The sequence below is a fragment of the Halorubrum sp. ARQ200 genome (assembly GCF_005435115.1).
GTDB classification, from domain to species: domain Archaea; phylum Halobacteriota; class Halobacteria; order Halobacteriales; family Haloferacaceae; genus Halorubrum; species Halorubrum tropicale.
Window position 1 is genome coordinate 137,273 of sequence record NZ_SGTZ01000005.1, and the last position, 21,163, is coordinate 158,435.

A 21,163-nucleotide genomic window follows, 5' to 3' on the forward strand; every position below is an offset into this window, starting at 1 on the left:
AATCTTCATCGCGGCAGCACTGCGGTGTACGGAGACACCATGTTGCCGCCGAAATGAAAGCCACCGCTGCGGTATCTATTCAGCTACTGAGCAAGCAACCCTCCGTCGACAATAATTGGCTGGCCCATCACGTAGGAGGAATCCTCAGAACAAAGCCAAACGACTGTATCGGCTATCTCTTGGGGCTCACCGAGGCGTCCTACTGGGATACCCGCAGTAATGCGGTCCATCTCTTCACTGTTGTCCACTCCCGCCTGTTGGACCATTGGCGTGTCGATGACACCTGGACAGACAGCGTTGAACCGGATTCCATCCTCAGCATAGTCAACCGTTGCCCGCCGAGTTAGTCCAATAACGCCGTGTTTACTGGCCGCGTAGTGCGCGCTTCCGTTCGCACTCACACCAGCGACTGAGGAAGTGTTGACGACGGCGCCACCACCTCGTTCGATCATCTCTGGGATCTCGGCTTTCAGACATCGCCAAACGCCTTTCAGATTCACATCGATCATCCGATCCCACTGTGTTTCGTCGTATTCAGCAAGGCGGGTACCCTCATCCGCGATGCCAGCGTTGTTGTGTGCGAAGTCAAGCCCGCCGTACTCGTCGAGCGCCGTCTGTACCATGGCGTCAACATCGTCAGAGTCGGTCACGTTTGTCTTGACGAACGTCGCTTCGCCGCCGTCACTCGTGATCATCTCGACCGTCTCATGGCCGCCATCTTCGTCGATATCGGCGACAACGACCTTTGCTCCTGCCTCGGCGAACCGTAGCGACGACTGTCGACCAATTCCCGATCCACTGCCAGTGACGACCGCAACTCCGTCTTGTATTCCGTTCATAGTATTTCCCACCACGCTGTTTTACGTGGAGTGTTAAACATTAACAAACAACCGTAATATATCTGCCGGCGAGAGTTTGTCCAGTAGTGCTTGTCTATCAATATTAACCAACAACTGGTGGTGCTGCCAGCTGTTGTAGGTTAAGAAACTAGGTATCTTCGTCCGTTTCAAGCTCAGCTCACACACGGCGTCCGATATGTGAAGCTACGCTGCGCGTTTCAGTCTCTGCGGGACCACCACAATCTCCATACTGGCGAGTGCGAGTGCGAACAGCCGCGCTACGCCACTGAACAGAGTAAGCCCAATAATGGCGATAATCACAGCGTTGACGAACGGAGCTCCATAGTAGAACATCGGTCGTTCAAGCATGGAGGACATCCTTGCAGACTATACTATATCGAATAAATATTTTGGCTCTGTTGAAATCCTATTCTTCAGATATATTCTCACCTGAAACAGCCGGTCGATGAGAGCTCTGAATACACAAGTGAATCGCCGCAGAGCATTCAGACAGCCCTCCGAGATCTCCACGAGAAACATACCACGTTGTGCTCAATAGAATGCTGTACTGCTCTATCTGCCTCAACGCTATCTAGCAGTTATTTGAACTGTGAGCCGATCAAACTGTTTCGGGCGCCCTCACCGGCCCCTTGATTTCGCATGCATGGCGACGTGTATCGATCTGTCGTGTACGCGCCCTGCATTGATCGTAAGCCGGAGCAGAATGTATCACTTGCTGAGAAGTTCAACAGAGCCAGTTGGAGCGTTTTCTCACCCGTACTTGTGAATTCCTAATCAAAAGCGATTCGGGAGAGAATTTCTTGGAAATCCTCTCTCGTGTACCTCTTATACGGTTTCACGCCGAATTCGAGTTCTGGAAACAACACCGTCGACGAACCACAGGAAACCTGTTTCGCTTCAGCTGCCTGGACCGTCTGTCGACTAACAAAGCCCAGGATGAAGAGCCTCAGTCAGGTTCGGCAACTACTGTCTAGATTGGGCAAGATATCAATAGTGTCTACGTATCCACGAAATTAACGTTCGTGATCTCAAACCGTGCTCCACCGTCTCCCCCGTCCGTAACGCGAATCTGCCAGTCGTGAGCATCGACAATCTGTTTGACAATATTCAGTCCGAACCCAGTTCCATTTGCCGACTGCGAGTAGCCCACCTCAAAGACAGCGTTGCGCTCGTCAAGCGGAATGCCTGTCCCATCGTCTTCAATATAGAACCCGTCGGCTAGTTCTCCGACCGTCACTGTCACCTCTGACCCACCGTGTTCAACCGCGTTCCGAAACAGGTTCTCAAATACTTGCTTGAGACGACTGCTATCTGCCCACACGGTTCGATCGACGGCAGTAATCACGCGTCCCTGCTCCATCTGAACGTTCTCCCAACACCTGTCAGCTATCGTCGCGAGATCAACCGGCTGAGTGTCACTCATCTCTTTACCATTTTGAGCCAAAGTGAGGAGATTCTCAATTAGTGCCTCCATCCGCTCTAGTGCTTGGCGAACGCTGTCGAGATGGTCGCTGTCACACTCGTCGGCCACCAAGTCGAGATGCCCGGTAGCAACGTTTAGCGGGTTCCGCAGGTCGTGTGACACAACGCTGGCGAACTCTTCGAGTCTCTGTTGGCGTTCTATCCGCCCGGTGATATCCTGAAACGTGCCGCGCACACCGACAATTTCGCCGTCCACATGCCAAGGCTCGCCGCGGGTGCGAATCCATCGCACCTCCCCGTCCGTCGTGACAATGCGCAACTCCAAGTCGAACGGTTCGCCCTCAGCCGTCACCCGCTCGACGGCATCCTGGATCGTCGCCTGATCCTCCGGGTGGTAGAACCCGACCGCATCCTCAACTGTTGGCTCGAACTCCATGTCGACGCCGTGGATCTCATAGACTTCATCGGTCCAACGGAGCGACTCTGTTCGGCGGTCAAGCTCCCAGCCACCGACGTTTGCGACGGTTTGGGTCTGTGAAAGGAACTCGTTGGCCTGCTCAAGTTCTTGACTTTGCTGCTTACGTGTTGTGATGTCACGGTACAGCCATAAGTTCGCTTCACCGTCGGGCAGAGTGTACGGCACGTAATCGCGCTCTATCACGCGACCATCTGTGAGGTGGAGTTCTTCATTTTGAACCAGCTCCCGCTGTTCAAGTCGATCAGAAATCACTTCGATGAACTCCTCTGGATCAGTGAATCGGGATTTAATTTCTTCAGCTGCCGTGGCGCAGTCGCGCCCCATAAGTTCCTCGCTGTCGATCGGGACGCCAAGCGTTTCGCCCAAGTGGTCGTTTGCTATGAGTACATCGCGTTTGGTGTCTTCAACGAGTACGCCCATCGGCAGTGTTTCAACAATTGTGCGAAGCACGGCATTTGTCTGCTCAAGCTCTTGTTCACGCTTCTTTCGCTCAGTGATGTCTCGGTTCGTGTAGATTACCTTGCCGTCGTCAAGCAGCGAGAGGGTGACCTCTTGAGACACGTTACTCCCGTCACGGCGCGTACCCACGACCTCGCCGCGCCACGTCCCCTCATCTCTGAGCGTAGGAAGCACCTTCTGCTCGATTCGAGCGACCTCATCGTCGTCGCACAGTCGCTGCCACGAACTGCCGATGAGTGTATCAGCGTCGTAGTCGAACACGTCAGCGTGAGCTTGGTTCATATAGGTGTACTCACCGGCGGGATTCAGAATCGCGATTCCGTCCATTGACGCCTCCATTGCGGCGGTCTGTGTCTCGAGTTTAGCTTCCCGTTCTCTGCGTTCGGTGGTATCAAAAAAGGACGCTATTACACCGATCGGATTCCCTTCCTCATCGCGCAGGTAGCTGTTTACTCCCCTGGCGTAGAATGTTGACCCATCCGCTCGGACCGCTTCGAGTTCGTCTTCTCGCCTGCCTTGGTCAGTAACTGTCTCTAGCACGGACTGCGCTCGCTCGGGATCGCTCCACATACTTGTGGCCGGGCGTCCGAGTACATCGTCTTCACTTTCGTACCCCCACATGTCGATAAACGCAGCATTGACGTCCGTTATTTCGCCGTCGAGGTTTACGATCGCAATTCCATTAAGAGCAGAATCATACGCATACTGGTACTTTTGCAGCATCGCTTCCCGCTCTTTCCGCTGGCTAATATCGCGCAAAATCCCAACAGACCCCTCGAATGACTCCCCTTCGTACGGCAAGACGCCCATATGGTCCTCACAGGGAATTGGCTCACCTTGGTTGGGCAGAATCTCGATCTCGAACTGCACGCTGTCGGGCCCGTCCGACGAGAGAATCTGCCCAAGGTGGTCTTCTGAGCGGTCAACCGCTTCTGGTGACTTAATCAGTGCTGGTGACGCTCCAACAATTCTCTCACGGTCGTACCCAACCAGTTCGATGAACGCGTCGTTCACGTATTCGAACTGTCCTGTTTCATCAAGTACGTAGACCGCGTCGTTGAGAGTCTCGACGAGGGTTCGAAATTGAGCGAGTGCCATCTCCTGTTCCTGTTTCACAGAGCGATCCCGTACCGAACAGACTAGCTCACTAGTGTCCGTCTGGGCAACGGTATGATCCTCGATGAAGGTCGTTCCGTCGGCCCGGAGCCCAGTTGTCTCCCCGCTCCAGTAGCCGTCCTCGGCGACAGTCGGCAAAATAACGTCCCGCACCATCGCTGTGTCGCTGTCGGGATAGATCAGTTCCCAGTGTTCGCCCTCCATCTCGTCGGGGTCATATCCGTAGATGTCTGCGTAAGCCTGATTGACGTAGATATACTTACCGCCTTCATTAAGGATGCTAATGCCTTCTTGGGCCGTTTCAATGGCTTTGCGCTGCCGTTTGCGCTCTTTCTCCGCACGATACCGTTCAACGGCGTTTCGCAGTCGGTTCGCCAATATAGTATACTGGTCAGCTACACGCCTTTTTTGGAGATAGTCAGTCACGCCAGCGGAGATAGCTTCACCGGCAACCTCCTCAGAACCCTTGCCAGTAAACAGCACGAATGGCAGGTCAGGATAGTTCTCTCGGACAGATTTGAGAAACTCGATACCGTTCTGTGAAGGCATATCGTAATCAGAAACGATACAGTCGAAGTCGTCACAGGGGAGGTGTTCTAGCCCCTCACTGGCACTCGTCACCGTCGTGACGGTGAAGCTATCATCCTTGCGTTTCAGAAACTCCGCAGTTAACTCAGCGAAGTCTGGTTCATCGTCGACATGAAGCACGTGGATGCTTGCCTCACTATGCATGAGCAAACACAGCCGGTGCTAGATAATAATACTATTCAAGCATTTCTCAAGACAGAAATCCAGAGGGTTGCTGGCAAGTGGCAGTTCGCCGGGATAACGACAGATACTCGGTGGTACAGCTGACACTCGCTGGCTCCGTTAGATTTTGTGTATCACATTATTGATGGACTCTGGTCTTTTGGCTTACGGTGCGTGAATCAAATTGAGAGTTCATAGTAGCGAATATTAGAAAATCGAATAGTCCGCCGGCTCAATTAGCGACGACTGTACCAACAATCCCCTACAGAAGAGCGACCGTACAGGAAACAGGGTTTTCTGAACAGTAAAATCAAATCTATAAGGCTCTTCCCGAACTCAATGAAACACTACTATCCGCAGATTGATAGAACATTCAGTGATGAATACAGGGCGCGAATCTCCGAGAGAACTGTATTAGAATCCGCGAATAGCAATTACCTGTAAGATCAGAAGGTGTATAGCCGCACATAATGACTACCGATTATGAGTAACAAGGTGAACCGTCGGACAGCCCTCGCTACCACGGGCACGATGATTCTGGGAGCAGGCTGTATGTCTAATCAAGGTAGTGAAGGTGTAGACGTTATCGTACACAACCTCGACAGTACCGGCTATCGAACTATTGTCTCGGTGATTGGTGATGACATCGGTGGTCATGCGGGGACGCAGCATCTCTCTCCGGGGTTTGAGGCGACTTTTGAAGCACTAATCCCGACTATCGACTACGCTCCCGATTTTGTCATCGAGATCGTGCTCAACGGTGTGGTGAAATATTCAGAAACAAAACAGTTGGATGACGGCTTCGAGCCTCGGTTCACGATCAGAGACGGTGAGATCACGATGGGCCGCTAAGGCGAGTTATGGAAGTGACTGGTGTAGAGGCCCGTTGATAGCCAATCTGATTGAGCACAAACCAACCGAAACAGAAATTCGTAGAGCTAACTACGTCCTCTGTATCTCGCACACCAGTCCCATCAGTTTCTAAGTATTTCAACAGGGCCGAGCATTTGTAATCAGAGGAGTGGAGCCTAGGATAACTCGCGGCGAATTTTCGAAGGAAGCTAGCCCAGATTCATGTACACCCGCCGTGTCTGTGCGGCGACTACAACAAGACCAATACCAACGGCGGCGAAGACAACCGGGACTCCCAACGACGTGCCCCGAGCGGTGACGCCGGCAAAGTCAGCTACGAATCCGCCGTTGAGTGGACCGATATACCAAAGTCCGAGATACAACGCTTCGAACAGCCGAGGCGATCCAGTCCATAACCCAGCAGCGAGTGCGAGCGACGGCGGGAAGATGATGAGGCCCGTCACTCCGATGAGTGCGGTGGGGCCCCCTGTGGCCACAGCGATCGCAAACGCTCCGGCCCCGACGACCATGGTGATTAAACAGCCGGCAATCCACTCGCCGACGAGCTGACCAACCGGGTATTCGGACGTGAGAACTTGGGGGCGGATCCCATGACGAGCGGTCTGTGAGCCGATCTGTGACCAGACAAAGAGTGGCCAGACCGCGACCAGCGAAAGCAGTCCCCGGGCAGCTCCCTCAGTGCCGCCACTAGTGAGAGCAATCACAGTTGGCACAAGTATCAACAGACCGGCACCGAGATACCACCAACGCGGTTGCCCACGCAGAAGACGACGAATTTCCATCGTGAGGACGCGCCGAAACCCACCGGCACCACGACGGGTAACCGGGGGAATCGTGACATCATCACCAACAGACGGAGTAGACACAGCCGAATCGGTCGTGTCCGTTGGAGTCGGTGGATTGGACGCAGTCTCAGGGCGAGCCTCGTCGAGGGGGAGGCGCTGACGTACCTTTCCCACTACCCCGTCCGTGGCTTGGAACCAATTAAAGGGCAGTGCTGCGACCAGCGTCACAGCCAGTCCGACGACGACGGTGCCTAGTCGCTGAGCGAAGAACCACGCCGGCCACGGGCCTCCCTCGTACCGGAACGTTTGCGCGTTGGATCCACCCGTTCCGAAGTTCGCGAAGCTACTCTCGAACCCCGGCACAGCAGCCTGTATTGACTCGAAAGTGAGATCGTACGCGAGAGTGAGCCCGACAATATCGAGCGCTTTTACAGTCGTCGGGACGGCAGATGGGACTGCCGTTTCCGGACGCATTGACTGGGCGGAGAGCAAGAAAATGGCTCCAAAAAAGTAGGCTATTCGACCGAGGGTCCCAGCGAGCACATTGATCGTGCCGAACAGCATCGCAACCGCGCCAACAAAGATGGTTAGTGGAACAACCATCACAAAGACTGGCCAGCTGGTGGCAATTGGGTCGGTAGCGCCGACGCCGTATATCGAGTGGTTGACAACCGCTGCGCCTGCGAGTACCGCTGCGGCGAGAACGCCGACGGCGATGTTGCTCAGTAGTTTGCCGAGAAGATACACCGGTTTACTGGTCTGTGAACTGGTTAACAGCGGGAGGTGCCCGTGGCGTTCATCGCGTTCAATCGACCCGCGAAGCACGTAGAATCCGGCCAGAAGCATGACCGCTGATCCGGCCATCCCCGCGTTGAGCCCGACAAGGTGAGAGGTCAGCGCGCCGTTGACGTTCGGCCCGTTGGAAATCGTATAGAAGACTCCAAACGAGCCCGAGTTGATCAGGTATCCGACGTAAATGACAACAGCAAAAAATATGAGTAGTTTTCGCGACCGAACACGAGCGATAATATCAGCGCGAGCAATATGATAGGCTCGGCGAACGTCAGTGCGCATGAGTAACAGTTTGGAGATATGCGTCTTCCAGCGATGCGGTGACCTGCTCGGCGTCGGTGATTGGTGGGTCCTCCGCGACAAGCCGAACATCGACGCCATCTGCCCGTTGGACGGTGTTACAGATGGGGAACTCTTGTTGAAGTTGCTCCAATGTTGACTGGGAGACTCGACACTCGTAGACATCACCGTCGACGGACTTGATCAGCGACTCGGTCGGTGCGTGTGTGAGTACCTGTCCGTCTTCCAAGACGGTAACCGTGTCAGCCGTCGCCTCAATGTCGGCGACGACGTGTGTCGAAAAGATCACGACGCGATCATCAGCGGTGTCAGCCAGCGCGTTCCGCATGCGAACGCGCTCCTCCGGATCAAGGCCGACAGTTGGTTCGTCGACGACTAACAGCTCAGGGTCATTAAGTAACGCTTGGGCAATTCCAGTTCGTTGGTGCATTCCGCCGGAGAAGGTGTCCAGCCGCCGTTCACGCACGTCGGTGAGGTTCACGAGATCGAGCAGCCTCTCGATCCGCGCGCTCGCCGTTTCGGAGTCAAGCCCTCGTAGCGCCGCCACGTACTCGAGATACTCTTCAAGCGTTAATGTTGGGTAGGTGTCAAAATCCTGGGGGAGATATCCAAGTACGCTTCGGACGGCGTCCGGCGATTCGCTCACTCGAGTTCCGTCCCAGTAGATCGCTCCCTCTGTCGGCGGCGTCACCGTCGTGAGCATGCGCATGAGGGTGGACTTCCCAGCACCGTTCGGACCGACGAGGCCGTGTACACCAGCACCGAGTCGAAGCGTAGTGTCTCGAACTCCCCAAAAACCCTCCGAGTACTGCTTACCGAGCGATTCTATCTCAAGTCGCATGTGTGCCCCAGTGTATCGAGATGACATATACATGGGTCCGGTGTTTCTGGGCCAGTGACAGAGCCGGCACAGGTCAGCAAAGCCGTAGAATCGGTGTTTCACGTCCCGTAACGGTGACTCCACTTATTACCGACTGGATTTCCACCGTCTGTACATGCCCGCAAAAGAGGCTTATCACGCTGCGCATCGCACACCGACCACTCAGGAAACCCAGATACACGTCGGGTTAGTGGTGAGAGTCTGGTACTCAGGAATTACGACGATAGTATCCACGATGTTCACATTACAGTCACCGACGACAAGGGCAAAACCGTCTTCACTCGAACCGTCTCTGTCGGTCCACAAGACACCGTCAGCATGCAGACTCGTCTCGAACGCTCAATCTACAGAGTAAACGTCCAACTGTATAACGGTGTGGGTGACCGCGCAGACTGTCTTCTCGGCAGCGATCCGAACAAGTGTGCCAAGATCGAAAATGGAAACGGTGTTATTAGCGTCGTTGAAGGCCATTTTTGAACAGTTGGCGTTGCTTGCGGACAGCACATGAGACCGGAGGGTCAGTCTCGTTTTCAGGATCATTTGGCAGGTATTATACAGTCGCCGATGCTGTTACCGAGATATCTTGTCGGCGTGCCGCGGCCGCAGACCTATTTATGGCTACCGTTAGCGGTCTCAAAATCAAGTGCGTTTCAGTAACTTGGAGGTCGCTATTCAACAGAGCAAAATGAGCAAGTTTCGAACAGCTAAGTGTGTATGAGAGAGTACGGTTGGAAGTCAGCTACTGATACGGTCCTCAGAGTACTCACAGAGTCTCGTGAGTTCGTGTCGGGCCTCATCCTGAACTTCGCACTCATTATTGGAGTAATCGTATTTGAGTGGAGCCTCGTTGAAATCGTTGTTATATATATTATTGAAGTAGCAATTATCAGTTCTCTCTTTCTTATCGTCGCGTTGTTCACTCCACAACCAGTAGATGACCGTGATGGAGACGCGTGGAACACGGAGCCTACTCCAGTTCAGCTAGTCCCTTTTCTTCCACCAATTTACTGGCGGAATATCAAGTTCATCGGGGGCAAGGTTGTTTTTACTGGGATCCTCATCGGAATGCTCATGAGAACCATCGTTTTTAACTCTGAAGTGATTTCGGAACTACCCTCCTCGGTTGGAGTCGCGATTGCTGGCATCGTGTTGTTCCAACTGAGGCGGGTCTGGCGATACTTCATTGCGGATCAATCATATCAAAATAAGTCACCAATGGACGCGATACAGTTTGCGTTTGCTCCAGTTACTGAGTTGCTGTTTATGATTCTCTACGTGGTTGTCCCTGTCACCTTTGTGGTTGTGGGTACCGCAATCGCATTAGATACTGAAGTCACCTCACGACTCGTATTGTTGTTGTATCTCGTACCAATGGGAACGATTCGGGCATGGATAGGGAGCTTAGATCCTCAAACAGACGATCTTGAGATAAGTTTCTCCTGACGACGAAACCGTAGGAGGTATTATGTTGATCAGCGGTCGAATCGACCAACTTCGTAGATGGGGAAAACAGGATAGTTGCGACTAAGAGTAGTTCAAATATTCACCCAGTCGAGGTGATGAGTCGATGCTAGGCCGTCGCGTTCTCCGGCGGCTCAGGCGGGGCCGGGCCACCGGGAGGCACACCTCCGCCTGGTGGGGTTCCCCCACCCGGCCCGGTCGGGGGTCCGAACGACACATCGGGGGCGTCACCGCTCACGAGGAAGTCAGCGAGGTTCCCGATGAAGACACCGTTATCGGCGCGATGGGCATTTTCGGGCGCGAGGAAACTCGAGTCTCCGACCACAGCGAGTGACTCGCTCCGTACTGCGACCGTGTATGAGCCGGGCTCCCGAGTGGTGGAACGCCGCGACGTCTCCGCCGTCGTGAGCGCTGCCGAGTCATCAGCGGAGCCCACAGACGCAGCACCACGAAGGACAACCTGCTCAACCCCGTCAGTGAGCGGTGTCGACTCAGGTGGTTCAACGAGGACGCTGAGGTAGCTCGCATCGTTGTGCTCCATGTCGTACACATAGCCGGCGTCACCGTAGACGCCGAACGGGGAGCCGAAGTCGGTTAATGCCCCGGCGTTGCCCGGGTCGCTCGTCACGAGGGTTCGACCACCCGCATCAACGAATGAGTTGACGGTATCAGCGTCCGGTCCCGAGAGTGCGCCGGGGGCAGTCGTCACGAACGCGTCCGCGTCAGTGAGCAGCGACTGGAGCCGCTCACCGCTTCTTATACCGCCGTAGAACCGAACTTCGTGGCCGTTCTCAATGAGTGCTGTAGTAAGCGGTGTGACGCTACGCCGTTCACCACCGAGCGTCCCAATATCTGCCTCCGTAGGGGCGTTACCATCCTCAACCGGCAGTACTGGTAGCCCACCTCCGGCGCCGGTCGTGCTACCTCCGAGATGGACGACAACCGTGTTCGACGGCTCGTTGCTCTCCATTTCGATCTCACCGCCCTCACTGACGGTCTCTGGTTCGACGGCGTCCAACTGCCAGTGATCGTCTGCGACGGGCTCAGTGTCTGGTGGGGCCGTATCTAAGAGGACGCCACCGGCTGCGGCGACGCCGACAACAGCGAGGAATACGAGCGCGAATACCCCGATTGCTGTTCGGAGATTAACGCTCATGCGGCCTCACCCCCGTTCGTCGCGTTGGGATTGTCGTGTTGCGCGCCAGTGTCGTCGGCATTCGTCTCACTAATGAGTTGGTCCGCGGGCAGTGGTCCGGTGTAGCTTGTCATAACTATCCCCTCTCCAACAGTTTCGTCCCACGTTTGCGGTGCTACCGCGAGAATGAGGTCGTCGTTAAGACCACTTCCAGAGTCGTCGACAACGACGACGGTGCCGTCATCCTGTTGTAACAGCGGAATGCTCCCTGGAACACGGGTTTCGGTGCGACGCGTGTCGACCGTGTAGTCCTCGATACCGGCTTCAGCTGCGGCATCGGCGACTGCTCCGTCAACAAACCCAAACCGGTCCGCGAATCCATTTTCAACGGCTTCGGTTCCGAGGTAGGCGTCGGCGTGCGCGATCGCTTCTCGGTCAAGTTCGATCTCGTCGCCACGCTGTTCGATCACGTTCTCGATGAAGAGATTGGCGAGCGTTTCTCGCCGCTCTCGCTGCGTATCAGGGTCACTCCCTCGCTTGTCCGGCCCGGATGTCCCTGCGTTTGGTCCACTCGGAGCCGGCGCAGCCCCCGCGACACCGACGCTGCCGACCGCCTGCGCAGACGGAGCAACGTAGATGCGGTCGGCGGGCGCGATCGCAAGATACGCGCCGGATGCACCGAGCGTATCTACTGCGGCGTATACCGGCATCACTGAGGCGGTACGGTCAACCGCGGCGTACATCCGTTCGCTCTGAGCTGGCAGGCCGCCACCGCTGTCGACTTCCAAGACGACCGCCTTGATGGAGTCGTTCATGCGGGCGTCACGGAGGTTGTCTTCGACGTGCTGTGCTGTCGACGAGTCTATCGCCCCGTCGATTTCTATCACAGCGACAGTACCGTCCGGATCGGTTGCGGCGCCGTACACGCTGGGAGCGACGAACAGCCCCGCAGCAAGCGCCAACATCACAGCGACACCGACGGCGTGTCGAGTGGTGATCCGGTCGACAACTGATCTCGACTCGGAGCGTGGCGGAACGCGGTCGGAGGTCGTCGGCGAGTGATGCTCGGTTCGCGTGTCCGTATCCGGAGTCGATTCATCTGAGGGTTCTGCGGGGCCTTTCTCAGAACTCATTATACCATCCTCGCTCGGTCCCGCGGTCGTATCTGTAGGTTGTGTCGGTTTTGCATCGTCGAATCGATAGCGTGGTGATAGCGTTTTGCTGTAGCTGCGTTGGGGGCATACTGAAACCGATACCGTGTGTGGAGAGTGGACGCGATGTTGGAGTTCATGAGTCTGACAGCGACTCGATTTCGCCAACGGTCACCCCCGCTAGTTCGGCATGTGGCGCGAATATATCCCCCTCGGCGGCAGTTTCCAGTATCACGGTACGTCCGTGTCTGGAGACGGTTGCGTCACTAAACGAAGACTCTCCCTCGTGGGCGGCACGCGCAATCGCCTCTGCCGTTTTTCTGTCGAGCCGCTTCGGGTCGGCTACTGCGCCGTACCGAAACGTCGTTGTTAGAGTATCGGTAGTGCCATGCTGGCTTGTCGCAGGCGTGGCTGACAGAGACTCCGTATGCTTTGAGCTGTCTTGGGTCACATTACAAGCGACGCCAACTGCGGTTGCCGCATCAACCGCCGTCCGGAGCGCTTCCGGTGCGTCCGAGAGCGTACGTCGTAGATACTCCCGCGTCTCTGTCCCCAGGTCAACACAGACCGTCGCGTCTCCGCGGAGCCGTGCCGGGAGCGGTCCGTAGTCTGTCTCTGTCCGTGAGTGCCCCGCATCGAGGCCGCTGATACCGGCGTCACGGTGGGTCACCGCACTGCTGATCGATGATGCGTGTCCGATGACAATCTCATCCGCGCGAACACCAAGGGCCGTGGTAGCGCGTTTCGATTTGAACCGCGTAAAGCCGGCCTTGGTGGCTGGCTCTCGGATGAGATCGGCGTCACGGGCAAGTTCTCGACGGAGTGTCCGTGCGTCGATATCTCCGACAACGACACCACAGCCCTCAGGGCCGTCTGTCGTGAGTGCGGTTCCGCCAGCCACCCGCTGGAGTCGGTCAAGCGATACACTGTCGTACCGAGAAAGAAAGTCTCGGGTCGGAGCCGCAACCTTCTGGGGGACCCCCATCATCGTTACTAAGCTCGAATCAAACCGCGCAGTAACCACGGTGTCAACTCCCCGTGATGTGACTGCGGCCGGATTATACTCCCCGTTAGCAACCGCTGAGTGGAGTTGCTGCGGAGAGCTGTGGTTGGCCGAGCTACCAGACGCCGGTCCTGTTTCACCGGCTCCGTTGACTGCGAGCGTTCCAGCGGGCGGGGGTTCTGAAGTCAGTGCTCCAATGGGCCTACTAACACCGAGCCCAGTTGCCACGAGCGCACCTAAGCGCCTCGCGAACGTCCGTTTGGAGGGCATCGTTTCAGAAGACGTGTGCTCGGTGATAATGCTCGGAGACGTGTTTCAGGTTCGGAAGCACAACCGTCAGGCGCGTGTTCATCAACCAACACAGAGAGGAATTGTAGAATCAAGGTACGGGAACCGGCTACAGTTACTTTTCCAACTCTTCCATGACAGAATCTTCTTCCAGATGCGATTGCGCGTCATCTCTGTCAGACTCAAGGAGTCGTTCGACTTTGTCTTCAAATTCCGCATCGTTGAGCTCACCGCTGGCATATCGTTCTTGGAGTGTTGACAACGCATCATCCGTAGAGTCGGTGTTGCGGCCGTCGGTTGGAGCATCACCCGAATCCGCGGCTGCCCACAGCGGGTACTGTTCCGGATCGTACTCGTCGGTGTCGGGCGGTACCTCCTTGATCGCGAACTCAAGAACGCCAGATACGATCATTCCCGCGATCAACGCCGTATACCACACTGCCGGAGTGAGTACATACACTCCGGCGACGGTCACAAATCCGGCCACAAGTGAGACCGGGTGATCGTCTAGTTGGTTGAAGATGGAGGGCATATACATGCCGACAATTAGCGGTCGTAGCTGAAATACATACGGCTAAATGTTCTCCATCAAAGGCGTACTACCAGCACACAAAAGGCTGATGCCCCCTGTCCCTCCGGTCCTCAAAGGAGGCTCGTCCCCGTAATCTGCGGAGGGCATCAGCAACTGAGCGTATGCTATCATTTCACAAAAATCGATCGACGCTCAGGCGCTCAGTGTAGACCCTGTGTAACTAGCGTGCGCTGATACCGAAGATATGCTCCGCTACCGACACAGATCGTGGCGATGAGCAATAATCCACCACTGAGAACACCCCTCAGCCTACCTGAAACTCCAGGGGTTTCGACGATGTTGAACGCCCCTTGAAACACGATTAGTTGGAATACTAGTAAAAGACTTCCCCCGGAGACCAACAACTGGCTCTTCGAGCTTCTGTCCATAGTTCAGCCAGCATCCGGCAATTGTATAGATGTTACCTGTACTCTCTGGCTCAGAAACAGAGAATGCTCACAGCTTTTATCCTTACTATTCCTAACAAACAACGAATACATTCTGCTCTACGCCAACGGATCACCCTCAGCGCAGTTTCAGTGTGCTAGAGTTTCCTTACGGCAGAAAATGCGGCGAAGAGGGTGAATAGTCCACCGAGTACAATCGCAATGATCGGTGCGTTCGACGTTTGATCTTTCAAAAACGCATCTCCCGGCTGGTCAGGGGAAACATATGCGGTTGTTTGTGTCCCCTGTTCGAACTCCTCAATGGCTGATTCGGCGCTTGACTGGGTTTCGTAGTTCTGCTCAATATCTGCTGGATAGATTTTTGTCCCAGTATATTCAGTTCCGTTATACGTGTACTCAAACTCAACCACCGGATCGAAATCGGCGCCCGGATTTGATGACGTTCCGCTATCAGCCTCGATGTCGAGTTCGGTGATAGTCGCATCAACCTCGACTGATTCCCGGACTGCCTCCGTCTGTTGAACGTAATCGTATCCCCCGTAACTGATGATAGCAATCCCAATGAGAATATACAGTAACGCACCCTTGAGGCTATCGGGGCCTTTAATAGTCACACCTGAATCGTCGCTCATACTATCAATCACCACGAGGCCGCGTACAATGAGGAGAATGTCGGGCGTTGCTGCGGGGTTCAGCCAACTGTAGACGGATCTGTTCACACCACCGAGAGCGGTATAACAGGCGAAGCAGCGATACCCGCTGTATGCGTCGTCCGAATGTCAGACCGTTCTGTTGGAGGACTGAATACATCAGGCCGTTTTTCAAACACCTAGTGACTAAAGATGGTGGCTCTGTTAAAAGCTATTCGGCAGATGATATATTTTGTCCAATCGTCGTCAATGTAGAGTCGCTAAGGATAGCAGCCCAATCTGTGAGAGTAATGGCTAATGTGAAGTTGTGGACCAACCGTCTCCGGACGAAATGCGGCAACGCATGGGTCTCCATGGATTGCGGTCACGTCCCGCCGACGCCGACGGTCGACGACTGCGGTGCGGTATCGGAACTGACAGGCTATCGTCGCCACGAGCAGGGACCTGTCGGTTGACCCGCCAAGACTGAATCCGAACAGCGTGGATGGGGTGTTGCTCGTCCTGAAACACTGCTAGCCGGCTTTGTTGGAATTCTATTATTCAGACACATACACCGATGAATCAGCCGGTTGGTGAGAAATGCGTATTGAACAGGACCACACCTGACGAAACTATTAGATGCTTCGGATACTCCTCCGAAGTATGAATGGAGCACCCCTCAAGCTCCGACGAGCGGACGAGGCCACTCTCTCTTATGTCGAAACTAAACTTGAAGCGAACGGCTTGCCGTCTCAGGACGTACGGTCGAAACCCGACTGCTTCTACATCGGTTACGATGGAGACGAACGGATCGGCGCCGCAGGTATCGAAATTTATGACACTGACGGTCTTCTACGGTCGGTCGTCGTCGAAGAAGCTGTGCGAGGCCAGGGATACGGAACAGCGCTCTGTGCGGTTGCGGAAACGGAAGCGCAATCTGCCGACGTTGACATGCTGTACCTGTTGACGACGAACACTTCTGGTTTCTTTACCGAGCTAGGATACGTAGAAATAGATCGAAGTACAGTTCCAAGAGCTATTCAGCAAACTACAGAGTTCGACGACCTTTGCCCTTCAACAGCCACCTGTATGAAGAAAACTCTGTAGCACCAGATTTGTTCTCTAGCCCCTCTGTACTGAGCGATTCTTGAGATTTCTGTACGGACTAGGACCCGGTTCAATATATTACTCTTTGAGGATTTCAACAAAGCCACCGTCGGCTAAGACTCCAGCTTCAATACGCTTGTTACCTACTGTGACTACCGTCTGAGTCTTGCCGCATCGACTCGCTGTTCCGATGAAAACGAACGATTACCGTAGTGCCTGTGGTACCAGTAGACTGAAACTCAAGTTCAGCGCCTAATTGGCTTACTGCCCAATTAACGAACCAGAGTCCGACACCAAGTCCGTGCTCGAGTTGCGTTTCATTCGATTCGGTCAACAACTCACGTTCTCGGTCCGGAATCCCGGACCCATTGTCTGCGATGCGGAGCTGCGGGATTTCATCGGTTGTCGTTTCGACCTCGATATCGACTCGTGCGGGGTCATCTGAGTGAACAATAGCGTTCTCGACGAGTTCTGTCATAAGCCGTCGCACAACAGTTCGATAGGAGGTCAATTGTAGCCGCTCCGGAGCAGTGACTGAGATGCTGCTATCCGGGTAGTCATCGCGGGCCGTTGCGGCGACTTCGTGGGCGACCGCAGCAATGTCGACCGTTGACGGGGCGCTAACGCTGTCGGTCATAACTGCTTCAGCTTCCCGTGCTTTCCGGCTGACCGAGGCGAGTTCGCTGGCACTATTTTGAATGACTGTCCGGTGCGTGTCGTCTTCTACGTGATCCGCATGCGCTAAGATCACGTCGAGTTTGTTCCGGACGTTGTGTCGAAGCACTCGATTGAGTACTGAGAGCCGCTGTTCACGGGTTCGCTGATCGGTCACGTCTCGAAAAACAATTGTCCACGCCACGGGTTCCTCGTCGCTGTCACCCGCGTGGCGTTCGACATCGGAGACCGTGTACTGAAACTGACGTCGGCCCTTTGTCGTCTGAAGCGAGACGACCTCTGTAGTACCAGCAGACAGATCTATCCCGTCGAATCCGTCAACAGCCACGTTGAGTGGTGTCCCGATCACATCTCGTGTCGCCCACCCAAACAAGCCTTCAGCTGTCACGTTGGCATCAAGGATATTTGCTTCCCAGTCGACGACGACAACCGCCTCTTGAAGCGATTCGACGACGCGTGACCGCGCGACATAATCTGCCTTCGGGAACCCCGTCAATACCGGATAGCGTTGAACCGCAACGGCAAGTAACACACCCGAAACTAACAACCCGCCAGTGACTCCATCGATAATCAAACTCCCGTCCAGCCAGCCCCCGATAATGTATGGTGCTGAGATTGCTCCCAGCTGGATCCCAACCTGTGTCCTTGAAACACGCCCGTGGTTCCAACCGTACCTGAGGAAGAGAAACGCTGCGTAGACGTAAATTATGAACAATAAAAACAGTTCAGTACCGACGAGTGACGCGAGTGAGCGACGGATCTCTTCCCGCGTTGGGCCACCCTCGAACGTGGCTGCTGCCCCAATCAGCGGAAGCGCAAGGAGAACAAACAACGCCCCTCGGAGGGAAGTAAAGCCTGTCTCTCGGCCGATATATCCAAGGACATAGACCAGCCACATCGCGGGAAGAAACACGACCGGGACAACCTGTGCGATGGCAGCCAAATTCGATCCGACCCCCCACGCGTTCGGAAATTCAGAAATCAGCGAGAGCAGTGCCCATAGCAACAGACTGCTGGTCATTAGCGCAAAGGGGACAGCATTTGGCGGGGATCGATCCTTCGCAGTGTGCCATGTTACCCACGCCAGGAGGCCAACAGCGGCGACATCAACGGCAACTGAGAGTCCTAATGAGAGCAGCATTGGTGGAGGGCATTCGCTTTCGGATTTTTAGATGGAACAGCGTTGAACCGCTGGACAGTTACTGATGTCATTGCGGTCACTCACGCTGGTTGTTCAACTGATTCATCCATAATTTGATTATGTCTGTTACTGGTCCGGAAACACAAATACGTCGATCGAGCAGCGGACCGCTGTTGCTAACGGTGAAACACTTCATTTACTCTTGTTTGTCTTCTTGAAAAGGCTTAGGTAAAATGGAGTTTACTGTCCGTGGAGTGGCTGTCACGGTCACGCCGGTAATTTTTCTCACGCTCGTTCTCGGACTCGGTATCGCTGGGTATGGAGCTTATGACTATGTCCAGCAATCGAACGCTGTTCACGATGCTGTCGCTGTCGAAACAACTGTTGTTGACACTAGTATAAGCAGATCCAACGGCCGTCGCTTCTACTACCGCATCTCAGTTGAGCACACCTACGAATATCAGGGGCGTGAATATACGAGCGAACAGGTGTTCCCAGGCTCAACGGGGCCGATATACACCGTACGAAGTGACGCTCAACGTATTATTGAGCCGTACGAGTCGGACGAGACAGCGACAGCCTACGTTACCCCCGACAACCCTAGTGGAGGGTTTCTCAAGCAACAAACGATATTTGCTCCGTTCAGATTCATTGGCTTCGGGAGTCTTCTGGCGCTCCTGACAGCACTTCATGCGATTGGGGCACGTAACCCTGGCCAAAATGTAGGGATCAGTCAAACAACTGAACGCGAGCCAACTCGATATGACACGGTGTTCGGGTTCAATCGGGACACACTATCTCGAATTAGTAAGCGTCTCATGTTGTTTACACCAGCTGTGTTTTTCCTTTCTCTCGTAACTATAGTGGCACTTCTGTTGAATTCGGAGGGATCATCACTACAGGTCAGTGTGACTGACCCGGTCGGATTCGCGTTCTTTTCGGCCCTTCTATCGGTTTTAGGGTTTGTCTTTGGGCTCACACTCTATGGCATTTGGTCATTTACCGAATACAGACGACTGCGTGAACGCATTCCAGACCCACGGCCACCGAGCCCGTTCCGACATCCGTCTCGCCTCGTTACAATCATGTACTCCCGAGACGACCTCGATATCTATGGCCGTCGAGTGAAACTGACCGGCTTCGTGTTCGCACTCATTGTGTTCCTCATCGGTATCGTCGCGTTCGTTCTCGTGACGGCGTCGTGATAAAAAGAATTAGCTCGATCGGTACAACGAGAGGAGAGAGCCTACAAACAGAAATGTACCGACGACAATCAGTGCGGCCCCTAGTCGTGTTGACTCTGTGATTTTTGTCGCGCCAAAGACCGTCATCGCGATCCCGACCATACTCAGTAGAACCTTCCAGATCACGTTTGGAACCAATTCTAGCAGTAGTTCAAAGATGAACTCAAAGATATCATCAAACATGTCTACTAATCACCACGATGGCGCCTAATTCGTCAGTTAGTGATGGTGCTAGGTAATAGATCCATTTGCTTTATTTTAGTTCTGTGTTCACCGTTTCAACCTCTCCTAATATTGAAAAGTTGTATCAAAACATAAGAGTAACATTTCTTGTCATCAACGGTTTCCACGATGCCCTCCACGGATTCTGAGCGCTCAGAAAAAGCGGTTGATGTCGCACAGCAATATCTTAGACGCGAACGTCCACTCAACGCACTTGTCGTCGTTCTCGCGTGGTTGGTATTCGTCGGCACATATCTCGTGACAGCATTGGGTCAAGCTGTTCTCGTCGCAGCCATCCTCATCATTGGGGTTCGGTTTCCTATTTTGCAGTCAAATGGGACGTTCCGACTTCGAACTAGTGACGATCTTGATACTGTTATGGACGAATTCTCCGGCCCCCTACCGCCTGTTCTCGCAATTCAATGGGGTCTGGCGGAGAAGGTCTTCACAGAGGGTGACACAGCAATATATTCCGTTTCGTACCTGTTTGGACTTCGATCGGTCGACATGACTGTGCACACGAAAACGGATTCGACAGCAGGTGGTGGATGTGTAATTGAGTCAGAAGTTACGGTTGATGACCAACCATGGGCCACATATACGTCGACAATTAGCAGCTCGGGTGAATACACAACTATTGACGTGACATACACCTCAAATCGACGGTTCGGACTACGACGTGTCCCACAACAGCTAATCGCGAATCGGTATCGTGACGAGGTGCTCTCGGTTCAGGGGTATACCGTTATTACACGTGACGCACACCTCGGCTTATAAGCGTTCTACCGGTCGTAATTCAGAGCGTGAAACGGTGACTTGGATTTCTTATTAAGTGTGAGAATTCGGTGATTGATGCGATCAGCATTGAGTTCATCCGTTTCGATAGAAGGAACAGGTAGTACCAATGTTGAATTGTTCGTTACACTAGGACTCATTATTTTGATTTTTGCCGGACTTTGGAGAGTATTTGAGAAAGCTGGTAAACCGGGCTGGGCTGCGATTGTTCCGATATACAATCTCTACGTCTTGGTCAAGGTGAGCGGAAACGCATGGTATTGCTTTGTTCTTCGTCCCGGTGATCAACTTCTTCGCCACGCTGAAGGTTAGTATCGATGTCGCTGGCAGATTCAATAAGGGGGTTCTATTTGGTCTCGGACTCACCTTCATATCGTTCATTTTCTACCCACTTCTCGGGTTCGGTGGCTACCAGTATAACGATGCCACTGGCTCAACTGGGAGCGTGGCCTAACACTCAAAGAATCCGATTGAGGCCCAACTGCGCCGTGTTTCTCCCGATGAAACGCTGCTACGGGCTTGATACTATTCCCAGTATTAGATACAGGTAGCCGCCGGCCGGAGGCGGTCTTGAACAAATATCCGGTCGCTGAGTCTCTCCCATCGCTCACCCCCCCCC

Annotated in this window: 17 protein-coding genes; 5 read left to right on the plus strand and 12 right to left on the minus strand. The window is 54.2% G+C overall.

The features are described from left to right. Positions 1 to 83: 83 nt before the first annotated feature. The 3 genes from EXE50_RS09200 to EXE50_RS09205 all read right to left on the minus strand — a co-directional run bounded on the left by EXE50_RS09200 (position 84) and on the right by EXE50_RS09205 (position 5,067). Positions 84 to 839, minus strand: coding sequence for a glucose 1-dehydrogenase (locus EXE50_RS09200; protein WP_137704876.1), 756 nt, complete (start codon positions 837 to 839; stop codon positions 84 to 86). A 204-nt stretch (positions 840 to 1,043) separates the two neighbouring features. Then, entirely contained in the window at positions 1,044 to 1,217 is a 174-nt protein-coding gene (locus EXE50_RS17430; protein WP_199241419.1) for a hypothetical protein, read from the minus strand. A 640-nt stretch (positions 1,218 to 1,857) separates the two neighbouring features. Then, positions 1,858 to 5,067, minus strand: coding sequence for a PAS domain S-box protein (locus EXE50_RS09205; RefSeq protein WP_137704877.1), 3,210 nt, complete (start codon positions 5,065 to 5,067; stop codon positions 1,858 to 1,860). Between the two features lie 501 nt (positions 5,068 to 5,568). Here EXE50_RS09205 and EXE50_RS09210 point away from each other — a divergent pair. Then, positions 5,569 to 5,937: a hypothetical protein gene (locus EXE50_RS09210; protein WP_137704878.1), complete on the plus strand. Its 369-nt coding sequence runs from the start codon at positions 5,569 to 5,571 to the stop codon at positions 5,935 to 5,937. 209 nt (positions 5,938 to 6,146) lie between these two features. On the opposite strand, the gene EXE50_RS09215 is transcribed toward EXE50_RS09210, so the two are convergent. Together EXE50_RS09215 and EXE50_RS09220 are read right to left on the minus strand one after the other, a co-directional pair. After that, positions 6,147 to 7,817 carry a hypothetical protein gene (locus tag EXE50_RS09215; protein ID WP_137704879.1) on the minus strand — a complete coding sequence of 557 codons (1,671 nt, stop codon included), beginning with the start codon at positions 7,815 to 7,817 and terminating at the stop codon, positions 6,147 to 6,149. Further along, positions 7,807 to 8,676, minus strand: a complete 870-nt coding sequence (locus tag EXE50_RS09220) for an ABC transporter ATP-binding protein (RefSeq protein WP_137704880.1) — start codon at positions 8,674 to 8,676, stop codon at positions 7,807 to 7,809. The genes EXE50_RS09215 and EXE50_RS09220 overlap by 11 nt, the downstream gene beginning before the upstream one ends. 753 nt (positions 8,677 to 9,429) lie before the next feature. Between EXE50_RS09220 and EXE50_RS09225 the strand changes: the two genes are divergently transcribed. Further along, positions 9,430 to 10,158 (plus strand): DUF6498-containing protein, encoded by a 729-nt coding sequence (locus EXE50_RS09225; RefSeq protein WP_137704881.1) that lies wholly within the window; start codon positions 9,430 to 9,432, stop codon positions 10,156 to 10,158. Between the two features lie 127 nt (positions 10,159 to 10,285). On the opposite strand, the gene EXE50_RS09230 is transcribed toward EXE50_RS09225, so the two are convergent. The 6 genes from EXE50_RS09230 to EXE50_RS09255 all read right to left on the minus strand — a co-directional run bounded on the left by EXE50_RS09230 (position 10,286) and on the right by EXE50_RS09255 (position 15,363). Further along, a complete protein-coding gene (locus EXE50_RS09230; protein WP_137704882.1) occupies positions 10,286 to 11,332 on the minus strand; it encodes a hypothetical protein in 1,047 nt (348 codons plus the stop codon). Beyond that, positions 11,329 to 12,444 carry a S49 family peptidase gene (locus EXE50_RS09235; protein ID WP_137704883.1) on the minus strand — a complete coding sequence of 372 codons (1,116 nt, stop codon included), beginning with the start codon at positions 12,442 to 12,444 and terminating at the stop codon, positions 11,329 to 11,331. The genes EXE50_RS09230 and EXE50_RS09235 overlap by 4 nt, the downstream gene beginning before the upstream one ends. 154 nt (positions 12,445 to 12,598) lie before the next feature. Further along, the gene (locus EXE50_RS09240) at positions 12,599 to 13,450 is read right to left on the minus strand and encodes a hypothetical protein (RefSeq protein ID WP_241982653.1); all 852 of its coding nucleotides are present in this window, start codon (positions 13,448 to 13,450) and stop codon (positions 12,599 to 12,601) included. A gap of 418 nt (positions 13,451 to 13,868) precedes the next feature. Further along, positions 13,869 to 14,285 carry an SHOCT domain-containing protein gene (locus EXE50_RS09245; protein WP_241982654.1) on the minus strand — a complete coding sequence of 139 codons (417 nt, stop codon included), beginning with the start codon at positions 14,283 to 14,285 and terminating at the stop codon, positions 13,869 to 13,871. Between the two features lie 200 nt (positions 14,286 to 14,485). Then, entirely contained in the window at positions 14,486 to 14,713 is a 228-nt protein-coding gene (locus EXE50_RS09250) for a hypothetical protein (protein WP_121601072.1), read from the minus strand. A gap of 155 nt (positions 14,714 to 14,868) precedes the next feature. After that, positions 14,869 to 15,363 carry a DUF3592 domain-containing protein gene (locus EXE50_RS09255; protein WP_137704885.1) on the minus strand — a complete coding sequence of 165 codons (495 nt, stop codon included), beginning with the start codon at positions 15,361 to 15,363 and terminating at the stop codon, positions 14,869 to 14,871. Between the two features lie 660 nt (positions 15,364 to 16,023). On the opposite strand from EXE50_RS09255, the gene arsN2 reads away from it, so the two are divergent. After that, positions 16,024 to 16,467, plus strand: a complete 444-nt coding sequence (arsN2, locus tag EXE50_RS09260) for an arsenic resistance N-acetyltransferase ArsN2 (protein ID WP_137704886.1) — start codon at positions 16,024 to 16,026, stop codon at positions 16,465 to 16,467. Between the two features lie 139 nt (positions 16,468 to 16,606). Here arsN2 and EXE50_RS09265 read toward each other — a convergent pair whose 3' ends face one another. Further along, the gene (locus EXE50_RS09265) at positions 16,607 to 18,283 is read right to left on the minus strand and encodes an ATP-binding protein (protein WP_137704887.1); all 1,677 of its coding nucleotides are present in this window, start codon (positions 18,281 to 18,283) and stop codon (positions 16,607 to 16,609) included. Positions 18,284 to 18,516: 233 nt separating this feature from the next. Here EXE50_RS09265 and EXE50_RS09270 point away from each other — a divergent pair, with 233 nt between their 5' ends. Continuing rightward, positions 18,517 to 19,488, plus strand: coding sequence for a DUF3592 domain-containing protein (locus EXE50_RS09270; RefSeq protein WP_137704888.1), 972 nt, complete (start codon positions 18,517 to 18,519; stop codon positions 19,486 to 19,488). Between the two features lie 1,336 nt (positions 19,489 to 20,824). Further along, the gene (locus EXE50_RS17720; RefSeq protein ID WP_233561725.1) at positions 20,825 to 20,998 is read left to right on the plus strand and encodes a DUF5684 domain-containing protein; all 174 of its coding nucleotides are present in this window, start codon (positions 20,825 to 20,827) and stop codon (positions 20,996 to 20,998) included. Positions 20,999 to 21,163: the final 165 nt, after the last annotated feature.